This is a genomic window from uncultured Pseudokineococcus sp. (genome assembly GCF_947499845.1).
GTDB lineage: Bacteria > Actinomycetota > Actinomycetes > Actinomycetales > Quadrisphaeraceae > Pseudokineococcus.
This window is the reverse complement of the sequence record NZ_CANMPM010000002.1, coordinates 191,482-208,946: the sequence shown is the minus strand read 5'-3', so window position 1 is coordinate 208,946 and position 17,465 is coordinate 191,482. Positions and strand designations below refer to the sequence as shown.

The following is a 17,465-nucleotide window of genomic DNA, read 5'->3' as shown; positions in this document are numbered from 1 at the left end:
CGGTGGGAGGTCAGTCGAGGGCGACGAGCGTCTCGACCGAAGCGCCCTCGTAGCGGACGGCGCCGAGGTAGCGCGTGCCGACCTCAAGACCGTCCCAGCTCACGGTCAGAGGGCGGGGGTACGAGGGGCGGTTGACGAACGGGTTGGGCGACGTCGAGGCGTTGCCCTCCGGCCCGGCCACGACGAACGTGTCGAGGTCGTAGGCCCCGCCTGAGCGCGCCGTCGAGAAGGCGTGGACGTGCACCAGGTAGCGGCCCGGTGCGGGGTCACGCACTGTCACCCGCTCGTCGGCCGAGCCGGTGGCGCTGCTGGCGATCCCCGCGCCGGCGGTGTTCGTGACGTAGAGGTCCAGGTCGTCGGCGCCCTCCCCCGCCGTGAGGTCGAAGCGGACGACCGAGGCGCCCTCCGGCACGTCGACGGGGTAGATGTCCGTCGACGCGTTCGTCTGCAGCGGCGTGAGGCGCACGCCGGAGGCGACGTCGCCGCTGGTGCGGGTCGCCGGGACGAAGCCGTCGACCTCGACGCCGACGGGCTCCGACGTGGACGGCCGGACGTCGTAGGAGACCTCCCCGTCCGCGACCGACGCGGAGACCTCGGTCGGGGCCGCGACCCCGGTGGGACGGGCGACGATCGGCGAGCGCACCGAGAGACCGCGGCCCTGCCACGTCAGGCTGCCCTGGCCGTAGGCGTCGAGCGGGGCCGTGGTGCGCGTGATGCGCACCTCGAAGGACTTGCTCTGCCCTTCGCGGGTGAAGTTGAGGATGCGGGGGGTCACCCGGACGTCGAAGCCCGGCATGTCGGCCTGCACGCGGTACAGACCGGGGGTCGTCGCGGTCACGGTGCGCTCGACGGTCTGGCGACCGGCCAGCGTGCCGACGGCGATGGAGGGCTGGTTGAGGTCGCTCGGGTCGTCGATGGGGTCGATGCCCGGGATGCCGAAGTCGATCTCCTCGGTGTTCTCGAGGAAGGACAGCCAGTCGTCGACGTCGGACTCGTAGACCAGCCCGGGCTCGAGGAAGCGGGTCGGGTCGACGTGCCCCGCACCGCCGTTGAAGTGGTTGGTGTCCGGCGTGCCGTCCTCGTTCTTGAGGTCGTAGGCCGTCGTCATCATCGCCGACTTGACGGCCATGGGGCTCCACTCGGGGTTCTCGCCGAGGATCAGCGCGCCGAGCCCCGCGACATGGGGGCTCGACATCGAGGTGCCCGAGAGGAAGTCGAAGTCCCGGCCCTCATTCGGTCCAGGGGCGACGGCGGCGAGGACGCTGACGCCGGGCGCTGAGATGTCCGGCTTGAGGAGGTCTCCCTCGTGCGCGAGGGCGGGCCCGCGACTCGAGAAGCCGGCGATGACCGGCGCCTCCTGAGGCTCCTGACCGGTCTGGTCGCCGGAGAGCAGGGAGATCGTCGGTGCGTCCGCCTCGCGGACATAGGCCTTGATGGCCGCGCCGACGACCTCGTCGACGTGGACGGTCGGCACGTAGTGCACGTCCGCGTCGAGGCTCGACGGCGAGGTGTTGGCGAGGACCATGCCCACGCCGCCGGCCTGCTCGACGGCGAGTGACTTGTCGACGCGCGCGATGGTGCCGCGGTCGCAGACGACGACGGTGCCCCCGACCTGCGCCGGGTCGAGCGAGCCCGGGTAGCACAGGCGCGCCCGGTCGGTGGCAACACCCGTGGCGGCCACGTCTGCGGCGAGAAGGGCGGGCGCGCCGTCGGGCAGCTCGTCGGTCACCGAGATGCCGCGGTACAGCTCGCCGTCACCGGTCCGCACGGTGCCGTAGAAGTAGTGGTGCGTGCTCGCGGCGACGGTCGTCAGCCAGGGGCTGTTGTGAGCGACGGTGGAGGTCGTCGGACCTGAGTTGCCGGCCGAGGCGGCGACGAAGACGCCCGCGGAGGCGGCGCCGAGGAACGCCAGCTCGACCGCGTCGTAGGACGTGTCGAGCGCGCCCGAGATCGAGTAGTTGAGGACGTCGACCCCGTCGAGGACGGCCTGGTCGATCGCCGCGACGGAGTCGGAGGTGTAGCAGCCTCCGGTGTCCTCGTCGGTGTCCTCGAAGCAGACCTTGTAGGTCGCCAGCTTCGCACCCGGGGCCATGCCGGACCCCTCGCCGAAGAGGCGACCGCCCACCGCCATCGCGACGCCGTCGTTGCCGGCCGCGGTGCTGGCCGTGTGCGTGCCGTGGCCGTCGCCGTCGCGCGGCGAGAGGGTCTCGAACTCGGCGTAGTCCTCGGGCTCGACGTTGGTGACGAAGCCGTCGGCGAAGAACCGCGCCGAGACGAGCTTGTCGTTGCAGAGGTCTGCCGTGAAGCTCGGGCCTGTTTCGCACGCGCCCTCGAAGACATCGCCGTCAGCCTTGACGACACCGATGTTGCCCTCGGCCGTGCGGAACGTGCTGCCGACCTCGCCCGGCTGCGTGGCCGTGACGGGCTCGCCGGCGAAGGAGGGGTTCTCCGGCGTGATCCCGGAGTCGATGACGCCGACGACGACGCCCTCGCCCGTGGCGTCCGGGCCGCCGAGCTGGGCCCAGACGCCGTCCTCGCCGGTCAGGCCGAGGAACGCCGGGCTGTCGATCGTGTCGAGCGACCGCGCCTCGTCGCGCTGGACCGACACCACGCCGCGCTGCAGCGCGAGAGTGGCCGCCTGCTCGGCCGTGAGGTCGGCCGAGAAGCCGTTGACTGCCGCCGTGTACTGGTACTCGGGCTCGGCGTCGACGACCTCGGCGACCTCCTCCTGCTCCGTCTCGAGGTGCTCCTGGTAGCGCTGGACGGCGGGGCTCTCGGCGTCGAGCTTCTCGCCCTCGGCGGGCTTGGTCGCCTCCAGGCCGGCGACGCCACCCTCGTAGGTGGCGGCGGGCTCCTGCAGCAGGGTCACGACGTAGCGGCCGTCGGTGAAGCCGGCCGCCGCCGCGGCGGCGTCGCCGACGGGCGCGACCGGCGAGGCGACGGCGGGGCCGACGCTGCCGACGGTGGCGACGACCAGGCCGAGGCCGGTCAGCACCGCGGCGGCGCGGCGCGAGCGCGCGCCGGGGGAGGGGCGAGGGTGCACGGGGGGAGCCTCCTGGTGGGAGCGGTCCGGCCCGGGGGCCGGTGGGGACGCCGGCGCAGGCCAGCACGGCGGGTGACCGCGCGGTCGCGCTGCGTCACCCTTCCGGACGTAGGGGACCCCACCTCTCGGCGTCCGTCAAGGGTGCTGGCAGGTTCTCCTCAGCCGCGCTGCGCACCCGGCGGTGACGGTCCGTGAGATCTGTCGCCCGGTGTGTCCGCTGACGTCCGGATCGTCTCCCAGCCCCGTCCGGGTCGGCCTCGGCGTCCTCCGTAGGGTGGTGCCGGTGCGCGCAGCGACTCCGGAGCCCTCCGCGGGCCGGCGCCGGGGCGAGGGCCCCGTCGTCGGCTTCGACCTCGACCAGACGCTCGTCGACTCCGGCCCCCGCATCAGCGCGTGCCTGCGCGCCGCCCTCGGCGAGGTCGGCCTCCCCTTCGACGAGGCCGCCGCCGAGGCCGCGCGCGGCCTCCCGCTGGCGGGGACGCTCGCCGCGCTCGTGCCGCCCGGGCGGGCCACCCCGGCGCTGCTCGAGGACCTCGCCGCGCGCTACCGCGCGCAGGACCGGCGCCCCGACGGCGAGGGCGGCCACCCGCTCGTCGGGCCGATGCCGCACGCCCGCGCCGCCCTGGAGGCGGTGGTCGCCGGGGGCGGCCGGGCCGTCGTCGTCAGCGCGAAGCGGGGCGAGGCCGTCGGGCGGGTGCTCGCGCGGGCGGGTCTGGACGACCTCGTGGACGCGGTGGCGGGGGACCGCTTCGGCGTCGCGAAGGCGGGCGCCCTCCTCGAGCAGGGGGCGGTCGTCTACGTCGGCGACCACCCGGCCGACGTCGACGCCGCCCGGGCCGCCGGGGCGGCCGCCGTGGCGGTGGCGACGGGCGCGCACGGCCCCGCCGCGCTGGAGGCGCTCGGGGCCGACGTCGTCCTGCCCGACCTCGAGGCCTTCCCGGCGTGGCTCGAGCCCTGGGCGGCCCGCCGCCGGAGCGCCTAGCGCCCGGCCGCGGCCGGGTCGGGCGCGCGTCGCTCGCGCAGCCGGTGACCGGCCCGCGTGATCGTGCTGCGGGCCAGGGCGTCGAGGGAGTCGACGAAGCGCGGGTCGTCGAGCAGCCCCGCGCCCTCGGCGACGACGGACAGCTCGGTGCAGCCGAGGAGGACCACCTCCGCCCCCTGCGCGAGGAGCCCCTCGGCGACGGCGAGCAGGGCCGGCAGGTCCACCGCCGCGCCCGCCTTCACGCCGTCGTAGATGGCGCTCGTGACGACGGCCTGCCCGGCGGCGTCGGGCACGAGGGCGCGCACGCCGGCGGCCTCGAGGGCGCGCTGGTAGACCCCGGCCGCCACGGTGCCCTCGGTCGCCAGCACCGCGGCGGCGCGCAGCCCGGGCCGCCGCGCCACGGCGGCCGCCGTCGTCTCGCCGACGATGCTCACGACCGGGACGTCCACGGCTGCGGCGATCTGCGCCGTGTAGTGGTGCGCGGTGTTGCAGGGCACGACGACGAAGCCGGCGCCCCAGCGCTCCAGGCGCCGGGCGTCCTCGGCCATGACCGGCCCCGGGTCCTCGGCGGAGGCGCCGAGGATGTGGGCCGTGCGGTCGGGGATCGTCGCGTGCTGGAGGACGACGAGGTCGACGTGGTCCTGGTCGCGCTCGGCCTCGGTGAGCCGCACGACGGCGTCGAGGAAGCTCACCGTCGCGAGCGGGCCGACGCCGCCGACGACGCCGACGAGCGGGTGCTCGCCCGCCGAGGTCCCCGAAGCGGGGTCGGAGGCGGTGTCGTCGGGGGCGGCGTCCTGCGGGGCGGCGTCGTCCGGGGAGGGGCTCACGCGGCGCCCCGTCGCACGAGCTCCTCGGCCTCGGCCCGGATCTCCCGCGCCCGCTCCAGCGGGTAGTGGCGGCGGTACTTGCGCACCTGGTTGAGGTGCGCGGCCGCCACGTAGGCGAGCCGGCGCGGGTCGCGCTCGGGGCCGTAGCGCAGGGGGTCGACGGCGCGGCCGGAGCGCACGAGCCCGCGGACGTGCGCCCGCAGCGCCGGGTCGGCGACGTAGCGCAGCAGCAGCGCCGGGGGCAGCACCGTGTAGAGGCGCTCGGCGTCCGCCAGCTCCGGTGCGCCGGGCGGCAGGGGGTCGAGCCCCTGCAGGTGCTCGCGCACGTAGAGCTCGACGGGGTTCCGGCCGCTCGCCGTCACGTAGTAGTTGCTGCGCCCGAGGCGGGGGTTGAGCTCGAAGAAGACGGCGCGGCCGTCGCGCGGGTCGACCTTGAGGTCGAAGTTCGCGTAGCCCGTCCACCCCACGTGCTCGAGGAGGCGGCGGGCCTGCTCGGCCACCTCCGCGCCCCCGCCCGTGACGATGCCGGCGGGGTTGCCCAGCGCGCCGGGCGTGTGCTCCTCGAGCAGGACGCGGCCGAAGGAGGAGAACCGCACCCGGGCCGACCGGTCGCTGTAGCAGGTGAGGATCCGCATCCCCGAGTCGTCGCCGGGCACGAGGTCCTGCACGAGGAAGGTGCCGCGGTAGCCCGCGCGGGCCAGGACGTCGACGAGGTCGTCGAGCTCCACGGCGTCGCGCACGGTGAAGACCTTCTGCTTGCCGGGGAAGGAGACGCCGGCGTACGCCGTCGTGCTCGCCGCCTTGGCGATGACGGGGAAGGTGAGCGGCGCCCCGCCGCCGACGGTGCGGCCGACGTCGACGCCCGGCCCGCCCGTGGCGCGCGCGTCGCGCTGGACGTCGACGACGACGGTGCGGGGGGAGGGGATGCCCAGCTCGGCGCAGACGGCGCCGAAGCCCTCCTTGTCGGTCATCCGGTCGAGCAGCTCGCGGCCCACGTAGGGCAGGACGAAGCGGTCCTCGAGGTGCGCGCGCTGCTCGACGAGGAGCCGCACGGCGCGGTCGGCGCTGCCGAGCAGGAGCAGCGGCGCGCCGGAGCCGGACGCGGCGTGCTCGTCGGCGACCCGGTGGAGCGCCGCGACGGCGACCTCGGGCGCGTCCACGCCCGGCACGACGACGTGGTCGACGACGCGGGAGCGCCGCACCGGGCCCGTGGCGGCGCTCGAGACGACGACCGTGCGCACGCCGTAGGCCTCGTGGGCCGCGCGCGCGAGGCTGTACGCGCCGATGTCCCCGCCGAGGACGACCGGCTGCACCGGGGGCGACGACGGGGCGGGCGGGGGCGGGCGGCGCATGCGCAGGGCTCCGGGGGCTCGGGAGGGACGGGCTCGGCAGGTGGGGCGCGGGGGCGGGGCTCGGGTCGGCGGGGCAGCGGTGGCGGGCGCCGTGGTCGGCGCGGCCCGACGCTAGCCGCTCGGGAGGGTTAGCCTGGCGGGTGCACGCCGGAGCGGGCCCGCGCCGGGGTCGCCGGCCCCTGGCAGGGGTCGGGCGCCCACCGCGGGGAGCCGCCCGGCCCAGGACGACGCGAGGACGGACGAGGGTGCCGACAGGCAGGGTCAAGTGGTTCGACGCCGAGCGCGGGTTCGGCTTCATCGCGGCCGAGGACGGGGACGAGGTCTTCCTCCACGCCTCGGCGCTGCCCGCGGGGACGACCGTCTCCCCGGGCGCGAGAGTCGAGTTCGGCGTGGCCGACGGGCGCCGCGGCAAGCAGGCGCTCTCCGTGCGGGTGCTCCAGGCCCCCGCCACCGTGACGTCGGGCACGCGCCGCGGCCCCGAGGACATGGCCGTCGTCGTCGAGGACCTCATCCGCCTCCTCGACGGCGTCTCCAACCAGCTGCACCGCGGCCGCTACCCCGACCGCAGCGCGGGTCGCAAGGTCGCGACCGTGCTGCGCCGCGTCGCCGACGACCTGGAGGGCTGAGGCGTGCCTCCCCGCCGGCGCCGCGCCCCCGCCTCCGACGCCGTGCTCGCCGGGGCGGTGGACCTGGCGCGCGAGGCCGCCGAGGCCGTGGCCGGCCGCGGCCCCCGCGGCGAGGTCCTCGTGGGCGAGCACCTCGGCGTCCGCGTCGAGGACGACCGCCTCCTCACGCACGACTTCGCCTGCACCGCAGCGGGCTACCAGGGCTGGCGCTGGGCGGTGACGCTCGCGCGGGCGCCGCGGGCCCGCGTCGCCACGGTGTGCGAGGCCGAGCTGCTCGCCGGCGAGGGCTCCGTCCTCGCGCCGGCGTGGCTGCCCTGGGCCGAGCGGCTCCAGCCCGGCGACGTGGGCCCGGCCGACGTCCTGCCGCGCGTGGAGGACGACGAGCGGCTCGTCCCGGGCTTCACCGCCACGGGCGAGGAGGACGTCGACGCCGTCGGCTTCCACGAGCTCGGGCTCGGCCGGCGCCGGGTGCTGTCCCGCGACGGGCGCGCCGAGGCGGCGCAGCGCTGGTACGACGGCGAGCACGGCCCCGGCGCGGAGAGCGCGAAGGCGTCGGCCGCGGGCTGCGGCAGTTGCGGGTTCTTCCTGCCGCTGCCGGGGGCCATGCGCCAGGTGTTCGGCGTCTGCGCCAACGGGTGGTCGCCGTCCGACGGCACGGTCGTCAGCGTCGACCACGGCTGCGGCGCACACAGCGAGACCGACGTCGAGGTGCGGCGCGAGCAGGTGCCGGCTCCCGTCGTCGACGACCAGGTCCTCGACGTCGTGCCGGTCGCCTGACCGGCGCGGTGCGCTCGCCCGGGTCCTCCGACGACGCCGGTCCCTCCGAGGACGCCGGTCGTCCCGACGGCTCCCGCCCCGAGGGCGACCCCGGACCCGCGGACCGGGACGACCCCTTCGGCTGCGCCCGACTGCGGTCGCGCACGCTCGCGGCCTGGACGGCCTCGCCCGACCGGCTGCGGGAGGACGCCAACGCGGAGGAGGAGCTCGCGCTCGGCGGGTACCGCGACCGCGTCGTCGTCGAGCTGGCGCAGAACGCCGCCGACGCCGCCGTCCGCGGCGGGGAGGCGGGGCGCGGGCGGCTGCTGCTGCGGCTCTCCTCCGCCGCTGACGGGGTCCCCGTGCTGCTCGCGGCGAGCGGCGGCGCACCGCTCGACGCCGCCGGCGTGCGGGCCCTGTCGGGCCTGCGCGCCTCGACCAAGCGCCCCGAGCCGGGCGCGGGCGACGGCCCCCCGCTGGAGGGCGTGGTCGGGCGCTTCGGCGTCGGCTTCACGGCCGTCCTAGGGGTGAGCGACGCGCCCGCGCTGCTGACGGCGGCGGGCGGCGTCGGCTTCGACCGGCGCCGGGCGGACGCCGCCGTCCACGGGGCCGCGTCCGCCGCCGGCGGTGAGCTCGCCGCCGAGGTCGCGCGCCGGGGCGGCTCGCTGCCGGTGCTGCGGACCCCCTTCGCGGTCGGCCCCGACGACGTGCCCGGGGGCGACGAGGCGGCCGCGCTGCTCGACCGGGGCTGGTCGACCGTCGTCGTCCTCCCGCTGCGCCCGGACGCCGTCGCCCCGGTCGGCGCGCTGCTCGACGCCGTCGACGACCTCCTCCTGCTGGCGCTGCCGGCGCTGGGCGAGGTCCGCGTGGAGCGGCCCGGCGTCGCCGACCGGGTGCTCCGTGACGTGGCCGACCGCTGGGTCGTGCTGCGCCGCAGCGGCACCCACGAGGCGGCGGCGCTCGCGGGGCGTCCCGCCGAGGAGCGCGCCGACCCCCGGTGGGCGCTGGCGTGGGCCCTGCCCCGGCGTCCTCCCGCGCCCTCCGACCCGCTCGCCGCGGCCCTGGGGCGGCTCGACGGCGGCGCCGGCCCCTCGGTCGGCGCGGGCGTCCTCCTGGCGCCGACGCCCACCGACGAGCCGCTGCCCTGGCCCGCCGTCTTCGTGGCCGGGCTGCCGCTCGAGCCGACCCGGCGCCACGTCGAGCCCGGCCCGGCGGCGGAGGCCGTCCTCGCCGCGGCCGGGGCGGCCTACGCCGACCTCCTCGCCCTCGTCGCGGCCGAGCGGGCCGACGCCGGCGGCGGGCGCGCGGGGGAGGGCGACGACGTCGCGGAGCCGCCGCGCCCCGCCGAGGACCCCGCCGACCGGCCCGGGCGCGCCGACGAGCCCCCGGCGCCGCCGGAGCTGCCCGACCCGCTCGACCTCGTGCCCGTCGGCCCGTCGGCGGGCTGGGTGGACGCCGCGCTGCGGAGGGCGCTCGAGCGCGTGCTGCCCGACGTCCCGCTGCTCGCGCCCGCGGCCGGCGGGACCCGCCTGCTGCCGGGCGCCCGCGCCCTCGCGCTCGAGGACGGCGGGGTCGAGCCCGACGCGGCGGCGCTGGCCGCCCTCGCCGTGGCCGAGCCCGCGCTCGTGGCCTCCCCGCGGCGGCACCGCGAGGCCCTGACGGCGATGGGCGTCGGGCGGCTGCCGCTCGCCGACCTCGTGGACGGCTGGCCCCTCCCGGCCCCGGGGGAGGACCTCACGGGCGCGGGCGAGGCCGGCCTCGCCGAGCCGACCGCGGAGGACGGGCAGGGCGGCGGGCTGCCCGGGTGGCGCGCCGTCGCCGGCGCCCTCGCGCCGCTGGCCCTCGACCAGCGCGCCCGCGAGGCCCTGTCGGCGCTGCCCGTCCCGCTCGTCGGCGGGCGCTGGGCACGGGGGGGCCGGGGCGCGCTCCTGGCCGGCCCCGCCGTCGACGCCCTCGCGGGCCCCGAGCCGGCCGACCGGGCGGTCGGGGCCCTGCTCGTCGAGCACGGGCTGCGGCTCGTCGACCCCCGCGCCGCCGAGGACCGGGCGGCGGCCGCGCTGCTGGAGCGGCTCGGCGCCGCGCCCGCGGGGGCCCGCACGCTCCTCGACGACCCCGCGACCGGGAGCGCCGTCCTCGCCGTCGCCGACGCCCTCGCCGAGGACGACCTCGACGCGCTCGTGCTCGGCCTGGGTCTCGCGGACGAGGATCACGACGGGGACGGCGGCGGGCCCGGCGACGCCGACCCGGACGACGTCGTCGACGCGCTCGCCGACGTCGTGCTCGGCTGGCTCGCCGACGACCTGCCCGACGACGCACCCGGCGACGGCCCTCGTGACGGTGGGGCGGACCCGTGGCCCGTGGGCGTGGTGGCGGGCGCCCGTGCCTGGCTGCTCGACCTCCCGCTGCGCGACGACGGCGACGAGCTCGCGCCCGCGGCGTCGCTCGTGGTGCCCGGCTCCCCGGCGGAGGCGGCGCTCGACCCCGAAGAGGTCGCGCCGGTCGCCACCGACCTGCTCGACCGCTGGCCGGCGGCCGTGCTGGCGGCGGCCGGCGTCACGGCGTCCGCCGGGCTCCTCGTGTGGGACGACGTCGACCTCGACGACCCGCCGGGGGCGCTGGCCGACGCCGCCCCGGAGTGGCTCGACCTCGTCCTCGACGCGCTCGACGGCGCGGGGGGCTGGGTCGCCGACGAGGTGGCCCTGGTGCGCGACCTCGACCTCGTGGTCGGCCCCGCGGTCGGCGCTGCGGTCGGCCCCGGGGACGTCCCGCTCGACGCCGCCGACGGCGTCGTCGCCCTGCTCGCCGCGGCCCTGGGCGACCCTCGTGCGGGCGGGCGGCTGCACCCGAGGCTGCGGCTGCGCGGACCGGCGGGGGAGACCCTCGAGGTGCCGTCGCCCACCGCCGTCGCCGTGGGGACCGCCCTCGTCGGCGACCGCTCGGCCACCTCGGACGGCCGCGCTCCCGGCCCCACGGCGGCGCCGGACGCCGACCCCGCCCTGCGGGCGCTCCTCGCGCCCGCCTCGGGGGCGGCCCGGGCGCTGCCGCCCGCCTGGGGCGCCGCCGCGGGCGTGGCGCGCGACTGGGCCGACCTCGGGGACCTGCGCGCCTGGGCGGCCGTGCTCGACCCGCTCGGTGACCCGGCGCCCGCCGACCTGCTCACCGCGTGGGCGGCGCTGGCGCACCGGGTCGGCCACGGGCCGCCGCTGGAGGGTGCGTCCGACGACCTCGAGCGCCTCGCCGCGGTCGACGGCGGACGGGCCGTGCGCCGCCCGGCCGAGGACGTCGTCGTCGTCGACGACCCCCTCCGCGCGGCGCACCCGGCGTGCGGGCCGGCGCTCGTCGTCCCGCGCGGAGGGGCGGAGGCCGTCGCGGACGCCCTCGGGCTGGGGCTCGCGACCGAGGAGGTGCCGGGCCGCGTCGACGGCGACGGGCGGGCGGTGCCGCTGCCCGACGACGTCCGCGCGCTCCTGCGGCTGGCCGGCGGGCCCGGCGTCGAGCGGGTGCGGCTCGCCCTGCACGACCGGCTCGTCGTCGACGGCGAGGCGGTCGACGCCTGGCTCGAGGACGCCGACGGCGCCGTCACCGCGCACGCGGTCGACGCCCGCGGCGCCGGGCGGGTCCTCGCCCTGGCGGCCGGGGCCTGGGGTGCGCGGTCGGCGCTCGCCGAGGCGCTGCTCGCCGCGGGCCTGCCCGCACCGGTGGGCTCGCCAGAGCCCTGGACGCTGCTCGTCGACGTGGCGCTGGACGGCCCCGGCGCCTGACGGCCCGCCGCCGGGGAGGACGAACCTCCGGTCACGGAGCGTCGCCGCAGGTCAGCGGGTCGGCGCTCCTGCAGCCGCGGGGTCCGTCCTCCCCGACGGCGCCCGAGGCGGGGCGTCAGTGCTCGTCGTCCTCCGCGGCGCGGGCCGCCTCGTGCGCCGGGCCGATCGAGGCGAGCAGGGGTGCCACCCACACGAGCATCACGCCGACGCTCCCGAGGCCCAGCAGGTCCTCGCCGCGGCCCGTCGCGAGCCACGCGACGCCGAGCAGCGCCAGCGCCGCGAGCGCCGCGAGGGAACCCCCTCGCACGAGCGGCCAGGCGGCGCGGTGGGCCGCGACCCAGGCCGCCTCCGAGCGCAGGGTCGTCCCCGTGCGGATGCCGACCCACGCGTTGCGCCCCCGCCGCTCGATCGCGTCGGGGCGCACGAGGCGCAGCACGAGCAGGATCGCCGCGGCGGTCACGGCCAGGACGAGGAGCCCGGCGAGCACGTCCACGTCCCCTCCGGTCGGTCGTCGGGCTGGTGGTCGGGGCGGTGGCAGGACCGCGTCGCCGCACAGCTACCTGCGCATCGGACCGCTGCTCGCCCCTGGTGCAAGATCGCCGGAGGTCAGGAGCCTCGGCGCCGCCGTGCGGCGGCGCCGCGCAGATCGGTGTGCGGTCAGCCGGTCGTGTCGGCGACGAGGGGCTCGAGGACGACGCCGGGCAGCTCGCGCACGACGCCGTTCATGCGCCACACGTCGGTGAAGACGGCGAGCAGGTCGCCGTCGCGGCGCTCGAGCACCTCCGTGCCGCGCTGCTGGGTGAGCGCCTGCACGTGCTCGCCCGTCGTCCGCCGGGCGACGCTGTAGGACAGCGGCTCCGTCCTGATGGGGCAGCTGAAGTCGCCCGCCATCCGGTGCGAGGCCACCTCGAGCTGCAGCGGGCCGACGGCCGCCAGCACGGGCGCCTGCTCGCCCCGCAGGTCCGAGCGCAGCACCTGGACGACGCCCTCGGCGTCGAGCTCGGCGATGCCCTTGTGGAACTGCTTGCTCCGCGAGAGGTCCGCCGGCCGCGCGACGACGAAGTGCTCCGGCGCGAACGAGGGGATCGGCGGGTACTCCACCGCCCCGCGCGCGTGCAGCGTGTCGCCCACCTCGATGCCGGAGGCGCCGACGAGCCCGACGACGTCGCCCGGCCAGCTCTCCTCGATGCTCGTCCGCGAGGCCCCCTGCAGGTGCTGCGCGTGCTTCGTCGTCAGCGTGCGGCCGGTGCGCGCGACCGTCAGCGGCGTCCCGCGCTCGAAGTGCCCCGAGCACACGCGGACGAGCGCCACGCGGTCGCGGTGCGCGCGGTCCGTGCCCGACTGGATCTTGAACACCTGGCCGGAGAAGCCCGTGTCGAGGGCCCGAGGGGCGCCGGCGACGTCGGGTCGCGGGGCGGGCGCCGGCGCGTGCTCGAGCAGCGTCTCGAGCAGGTGGTCGACGCCGAAGTTCAGCACCGCCGCGGCGAAGAGCACCGGCGTCGTGCGTCCGGCGAGGAAGGCCTCCTCGTCGTGGTCGCCGTTCTCGACGGCGAGGAGCTCGGCCTCCTCGACGGCGGTCGTCCACGTCTCGCCCTCGCGCTCGAGGGCCTGCTCCGGCGACAGGTGCTCCTGCTCGGCGATCGTCGCCCCGCCCGGCGTGCGCGTGTAGCGCGTGTACCCGCCGGTGCGCCGGTCGACGACGCCGCGGAAGTCGCCCGCGACGCCCACCGGCCAGGTCAGCGGCGTCGGCGTCATGCCCGTGACCTGCGCGACCTCGTCCATGAGCTCGAGCGCTTCGCGCCCCGGGCGGTCCCACTTGTTGATGACCGTGAGCACCGGCAGGCCCCGGTGCTTGCAGACGTCGAAGAGCTTGCGCGTCTGCCGCTCCATGCCCCGCGCCGCGTCCACGAGCATGATCGCGCAGTCGACCGCCGCGAGGACCCGGTAGGTGTCCTCCGAGAAGTCCGCGTGCCCCGGGGTGTCCACGAGGTTCAGCACGTGCCCGTGGTGGTCCAGCTGCAGGACCGCCGACGAGATCGAGATGCCGCGCTGCTGCTCCATCTCCTGCCAGTCCGAGACGACGCCCGCGCGCCCGGCCTTGCCCTTCACGTGCCCCGCGCGCGTCACCGCGCCCGTGTGCAGCGCCAGCGCCTCCGTCAGCGTCGACTTCCCGGCGTCCGGGTGGCTGATGACGGCGAAGGTCCGCCGCACCGCCGCGTGGCGGCTCGGCGCGTCGGGCGCGTCCGCGGGGATCGCGGCCTCGGGCTCGGCGAGGGCAGGGGCGCTGGTGCTCATCACTCGTCCTGTCGTGGGTGGTCGCCCCCATCCTCCCCGACGACGGCGCTGTCCTCGTCCGGGCGTCCTCGCCTGCCGCGTCGGTCATCCGCCTCGGCTGGGTCCGCGGGTGGCGCCGCGGGCGCTCGGGCACTGGCCCGGCGCTCTTCGGCTGGGGCGCGCTGGGGTCGGGGCGCCGGCCTGACGTGCCAGCGGAGCCCGTGCCGCCACCCGCTCCTGCGTGGGTCCGGTGCGGGCGGGGTCGCACGGGATCGGGTCCGCGGGTGGTGGCGCGGGCGCTCGGGCACTGGCTCGGCGCGCTTCGGCTGGGGCGTGCTGGGGTCGGGGCGCCGGCCTGATGTGCCTGCCGCGCCCGCGCCGCCACCCGCTCCGGGCGCTCGTCACCAAGCGCTCCTGGTGCGTGTGCCCGGCTGTGCGAGTCGGCTCCCCCGCCTGCCCGCCCGGTCGAGTCGCCGCCCCGTCCGTCAGTGCAGGAGCGGGCGCACCTGCTCCCCGGCCCAGGCGGCGAAGCCCGCGGGGTCGGGGTCGTCGGCCGTCGGCTGGAGGACGACGACGTCGGCGCCCGCGTCGCCGAGGCGGCGGACGGCGTCGGCCACCTGCTCGGCGGTCCCGGCGGCGGCCACGTCGTCGGCGTCGGGGAGGTCCCACTCGGCGCGGCTGCGCGCCATCCGCTCGTGGGCGTCGGGGCCCGTCGCGGTGAGCAGGTAGGTGACGACGCGGTGGTGGTCCTCGCGGCCCGCGGCGGCGCGGCCGGCGTCGATGCGCTCGCGCGCGGCCCGCTGGCGCTCCGGGGTCGTGCCGGCCACGAGGACGGTGCCGTCGGCGGCGCGGCCGGAGAGCTCCAGCGTCTTCGCCCCCTCGGCGCCGGCGAGGACCCGCACGGGGCCGAGCGGCGACCAGTCGAGGCGGACGCCGTCGAGCTGCACGTAGCGGCCCGACGTCGTCACCTCCTCGCCCGCGAGCAGGCGGCGCAGCGCGTCGAGGTGCTCGCCGAGGAGGGTCAGCGGGGAGGCGGGCCTCGCGCCGACCTGCCCCATCCACGACTGCACGCCGTGGCCGACGACCATCTCGGCGCGGCCGGGGAAGGTGCGGTGCAGCACCGCCATCTCCATGGCGGCCAGCGCGACGTTGCGCAGCGGCACGGGCAGCAGGCCGACGCCGACCCGCACCCGCTCGGTCCACGCCAGGGCGGCGGCCGCGGTGGAGACGCCCGCCTCGCGGAAGCAGTCCTCCCACAGCCACAGCTCGTCGAGGCCGGAGGCGTCGGCCGCCAGCGCGACCTCGCGCAGGCGCTCGGGCGGGAGCTGGGGCAGGAAGACGGCGCCGAGGTCGGTCACGCGGCCCACCCTAGGGACGGCGGGGCCGGCCGGGCGGGAGCCGCCGGGTCAGCTGCTCGGCTCGGGGGCGGGGGCGGCCTCGCCGTCGGAGACCGCGGGCGCGGGAGAGGAGGCGGGCGCGGCGGTCGTGGACGGGCGCGCGGGACCGGCGGGCACCTCGCGGGCGGCCGCCCGCGCCTCGCGTCGGGCCCGGCGGACCGCGGTGCGGTGCTTGATCTCGCGGCGCTGCAGGTGCAGGAGGCCGACGAGCCCGAGGGCGAGGCCGGCGACGCAGCACCACACCCACCAGCCGCGGTCGTCGGCGAGCAGCGCGTCGCGCTGGACGAGCACGACGACGAGGGAGACCGCCCAGACCGCCGACCCGGCGAGCGCGGCGACCCGGTCGTCGGTCCGCGGCGCGGGCGGCGTCGGCCGCTCCTCCATGGGCAGGCGCGCGAACCTCACGGGGAGACGGTAGCGCCGGTGGAGCAGCCGCCCGCCGGGCGGGAATGCCCGTCGTCCCGGATGTCGTTAGCCCGGGTAATGACCTACGCTCACGACGTGCCCCAGCAGCTCCGCACCCGCCCCGCCGAGCGCGCCCCCGCGGGCGACGGCGGGACGGCGCGACGAAGCGCCCCCGGCACCGGCCCCTCCGTCCTCGCGGCCGACCTGCGCGTCGCGCTCATGCGCTCGGTGCGCCGCATCCGCGCCGAGCGCGCCGACGACGCCCTGCCCGACAGCCAGTACTCCGTCCTCGCGCTCTTGGAGCGCCTGGAGCCGATGACGCCCAGCGCGCTCGCCGAGGCCGAGCACGTGCAGCCGCCGTCGATGACGCGCTCGCTCGCCGCCCTGGTGGAGGCCGGCCTCGTCGCCCGCCGCCCGCACCCCGACGACCGCCGCCAGGTGCTCGTCGAGACGACGACCGCGGGCAGGGAGCTCCTGCAGGCCACCCGACGACGTCGCGACCAGTGGCTGACCAAGCGCCTCGCCGGGCTGACCCCCCACGAGCGCGCCGTCCTCGCCGAGGCGGCGCAGATCCTGCGGCGGGTGGTGGCCCCGTGAGCGCGACCTTCCGCTCCCTGCACATCCGCAACTACCGCATCTGGGCCGCCGGCGCCCTCGTCAGCAACGTCGGCACCTGGATGCAGCGCGTCGCCCAGGACTGGCTGGTCCTCCAGGTGCTGACGGCGGGCTCCGGTGTGGCCGTGGGCATCACCACCGGGCTGCAATTCCTGCCCATGCTCCTGCTGGGCCCCTACGCCGGCGTCGTCGCCGACCGCTTCGACAAGCGGAAGCTGCTCATGTGGACCCAGGGCCTCTCCGGCCTGTGGGGCCTCGTGCTGGGCCTGCTCGTCGTCACGCAGCAGGCTGAGCTGTGGCACGTGTACGCCCTCGCGACCCTCCTCGGGCTGACGACCGCCTTCGACGCCCCGGCGCGGCAGACCTTCGTCGCGGCGCTCGTGCCGCCCGACCACCTCGGCAACGCCATCGGCCTCAACAGCGCGTCCTTCAACGGCGCCCGGCTGATCGGCCCCGGCGTCGCCGGCCTGCTCATCGCCGCCTTCGGCACCGGTCCGGTCTTCCTCATCAACGCCGTGTCGTTCGCGGCGACGGTCGTCGCCGTCGGGTGCCTGCGGACCTCGGAGCTGCACTCCTTCCCGGCGGCCCGCAAGGGCAAGGGGCAGGTGCGCGAGGGGCTGCGGTACGTGCGCCGACGGCCCGACGTCGTCGTCATCCTCGTCGTCATCGGCACCGTCGGAACCCTCGGCATGAACTACCAGCTGACGACGGGGCTCGTCGCGACGCAGGTCTTCGACAAGGGCGCCACGGAGTACGGCGTCCTGGGGTCCATCCTCGCCATCGGATCGCTGTCGGGCGCCCTGCTCGCCGCGCGGCGGGACGTGCCGCGCCTGCGGCTCGTCTTCGGGGCGGCGGGCGCCTTCGGCGTCGCCTCGCTCGTGGCCGCGAGCATGCCGACGTACACCTCCTTCGCCCTCTCGCTCATCCCCGTCGGCCTGTCGAGCCTGACGATGATGACGGCCGCCAACACCTACGTGCAGTCGACGACGGACCCGGCCATGCGCGGCCGGGTGATGGCGCTCTACATGATGATCTTCATGGGCGGCACGCCCATCGGGTCGCCGCTCATCGGGCTCGTCGGCGACGTCTTCGGCGCGCGGTGGACGATCTACGTCGGCGGCATCTCGGCGCTGGTCGCCGTCGCCGGCGCCGTGCTCTGGGTGCAGCGCCGCGACCACCTGCGCATCCGGTACTCGCTGCGCGAGCAGCCGCACCTGCAGGTGCTGCACCCCGACGAGGGCGCCGCGGCCCGCGAGTCCCTCGACGCCGCCGGCGGCCGCGCGTCCCGCAGCGCCGCCTGAACCGCCGGCTCCGGCGCACCCCCCGAGGGCGACGTGTGGCCATGTCGCCCTGGTGAGGCGCTCCGGAGGGGCGACGTGTGGCCATGTCGCCCTCGCGCCCGGCCCGTAGAGCGATATGGCCACACA

The 17,465-nt window shown here is 77.7% G+C and carries 13 protein-coding genes; 6 read left to right on the top strand and 7 right to left on the bottom strand.

What is annotated here, in order from left to right; genetic code table 11:
* Nucleotides 1-10: 10 nt before the first annotated feature.
* Complete coding sequence (locus Q0789_RS02930; RefSeq protein ID WP_298801938.1) at nucleotides 11-3,043, bottom strand: S8 family serine peptidase; 3,033 nt, start codon at nucleotides 3,041-3,043, stop codon at nucleotides 11-13.
* A gap of 283 nt (nucleotides 3,044-3,326) precedes the next feature.
* Between Q0789_RS02930 and Q0789_RS02925 the strand changes: the two genes are divergently transcribed.
* Nucleotides 3,327-4,025 (top strand): HAD family hydrolase, encoded by a 699-nt coding sequence (locus tag Q0789_RS02925; RefSeq protein WP_298801936.1) that lies wholly within the window; start codon nucleotides 3,327-3,329, stop codon nucleotides 4,023-4,025.
* On the opposite strand, the gene Q0789_RS02920 is transcribed toward Q0789_RS02925, so the two are convergent.
* Nucleotides 4,022-4,852: an aspartate/glutamate racemase family protein gene (locus Q0789_RS02920; protein ID WP_298801934.1), complete on the bottom strand. Its 831-nt coding sequence runs from the start codon at nucleotides 4,850-4,852 to the stop codon at nucleotides 4,022-4,024. The two genes, Q0789_RS02925 and Q0789_RS02920, sit on opposite strands and share 4 nt — an antisense overlap.
* Nucleotides 4,849-6,204: a hypothetical protein gene (locus Q0789_RS02915; protein WP_298801932.1), complete on the bottom strand. Its 1,356-nt coding sequence runs from the start codon at nucleotides 6,202-6,204 to the stop codon at nucleotides 4,849-4,851. The genes Q0789_RS02920 and Q0789_RS02915 overlap by 4 nt, the downstream gene beginning before the upstream one ends.
* Before the next feature lie 245 nt (nucleotides 6,205-6,449).
* Between Q0789_RS02915 and Q0789_RS16690 the strand changes: the two genes are divergently transcribed.
* From Q0789_RS16690 to Q0789_RS02900, 3 genes are read left to right on the top strand one after another with little or no spacing between them, the layout of a single operon-like run.
* Nucleotides 6,450-6,830 (top strand): cold shock domain-containing protein, encoded by a 381-nt coding sequence (locus Q0789_RS16690; protein WP_363326168.1) that lies wholly within the window; start codon nucleotides 6,450-6,452, stop codon nucleotides 6,828-6,830.
* Nucleotides 6,831-6,833: 3 nt separating this feature from the next.
* On the top strand, nucleotides 6,834-7,607 hold the full coding sequence (locus Q0789_RS02905; RefSeq protein WP_298801930.1) for a DUF3027 domain-containing protein: 774 nt from the start codon (nucleotides 6,834-6,836) through the stop codon (nucleotides 7,605-7,607).
* An 8-nt stretch (nucleotides 7,608-7,615) separates the two neighbouring features.
* Entirely contained in the window at nucleotides 7,616-11,347 is a 3,732-nt protein-coding gene (locus Q0789_RS02900; RefSeq protein WP_298801928.1) for a hypothetical protein, read from the top strand.
* 115 nt (nucleotides 11,348-11,462) lie between these two features.
* Here the strand turns inward: Q0789_RS02900 and Q0789_RS02895 are convergent, their stop codons facing one another.
* From Q0789_RS02895 to Q0789_RS02880, 4 genes are all read right to left on the bottom strand, one after another.
* Nucleotides 11,463-11,840, bottom strand: coding sequence for an SdpI family protein (locus tag Q0789_RS02895; RefSeq protein ID WP_298801926.1), 378 nt, complete (start codon nucleotides 11,838-11,840; stop codon nucleotides 11,463-11,465).
* A 164-nt stretch (nucleotides 11,841-12,004) separates the two neighbouring features.
* Entirely contained in the window at nucleotides 12,005-13,642 is a 1,638-nt protein-coding gene (locus Q0789_RS02890; RefSeq protein WP_298801925.1) for a peptide chain release factor 3, read from the bottom strand.
* A gap of 464 nt (nucleotides 13,643-14,106) precedes the next feature.
* The gene (locus Q0789_RS02885; protein ID WP_298801923.1) at nucleotides 14,107-14,979 is read right to left on the bottom strand and encodes an LLM class flavin-dependent oxidoreductase; all 873 of its coding nucleotides are present in this window, start codon (nucleotides 14,977-14,979) and stop codon (nucleotides 14,107-14,109) included.
* Nucleotides 14,980-15,027: 48 nt separating this feature from the next.
* On the bottom strand, nucleotides 15,028-15,423 hold the full coding sequence (locus Q0789_RS02880; protein ID WP_298801922.1) for a DUF2530 domain-containing protein: 396 nt from the start codon (nucleotides 15,421-15,423) through the stop codon (nucleotides 15,028-15,030).
* 96 nt (nucleotides 15,424-15,519) lie between these two features.
* Between Q0789_RS02880 and Q0789_RS02875 the strand changes: the two genes are divergently transcribed.
* Both Q0789_RS02875 and Q0789_RS02870 read left to right on the top strand, forming a co-directional pair.
* On the top strand, nucleotides 15,520-16,020 hold the full coding sequence (locus Q0789_RS02875) for a MarR family winged helix-turn-helix transcriptional regulator (protein WP_298801920.1): 501 nt from the start codon (nucleotides 15,520-15,522) through the stop codon (nucleotides 16,018-16,020).
* A complete protein-coding gene (locus tag Q0789_RS02870) occupies nucleotides 16,017-17,339 on the top strand; it encodes an MFS transporter (protein ID WP_298801918.1) in 1,323 nt (440 codons plus the stop codon). Before Q0789_RS02875 ends, Q0789_RS02870 begins: the two co-directional genes overlap by 4 nt.
* Nucleotides 17,340-17,465 lie beyond the last annotated feature (126 nt).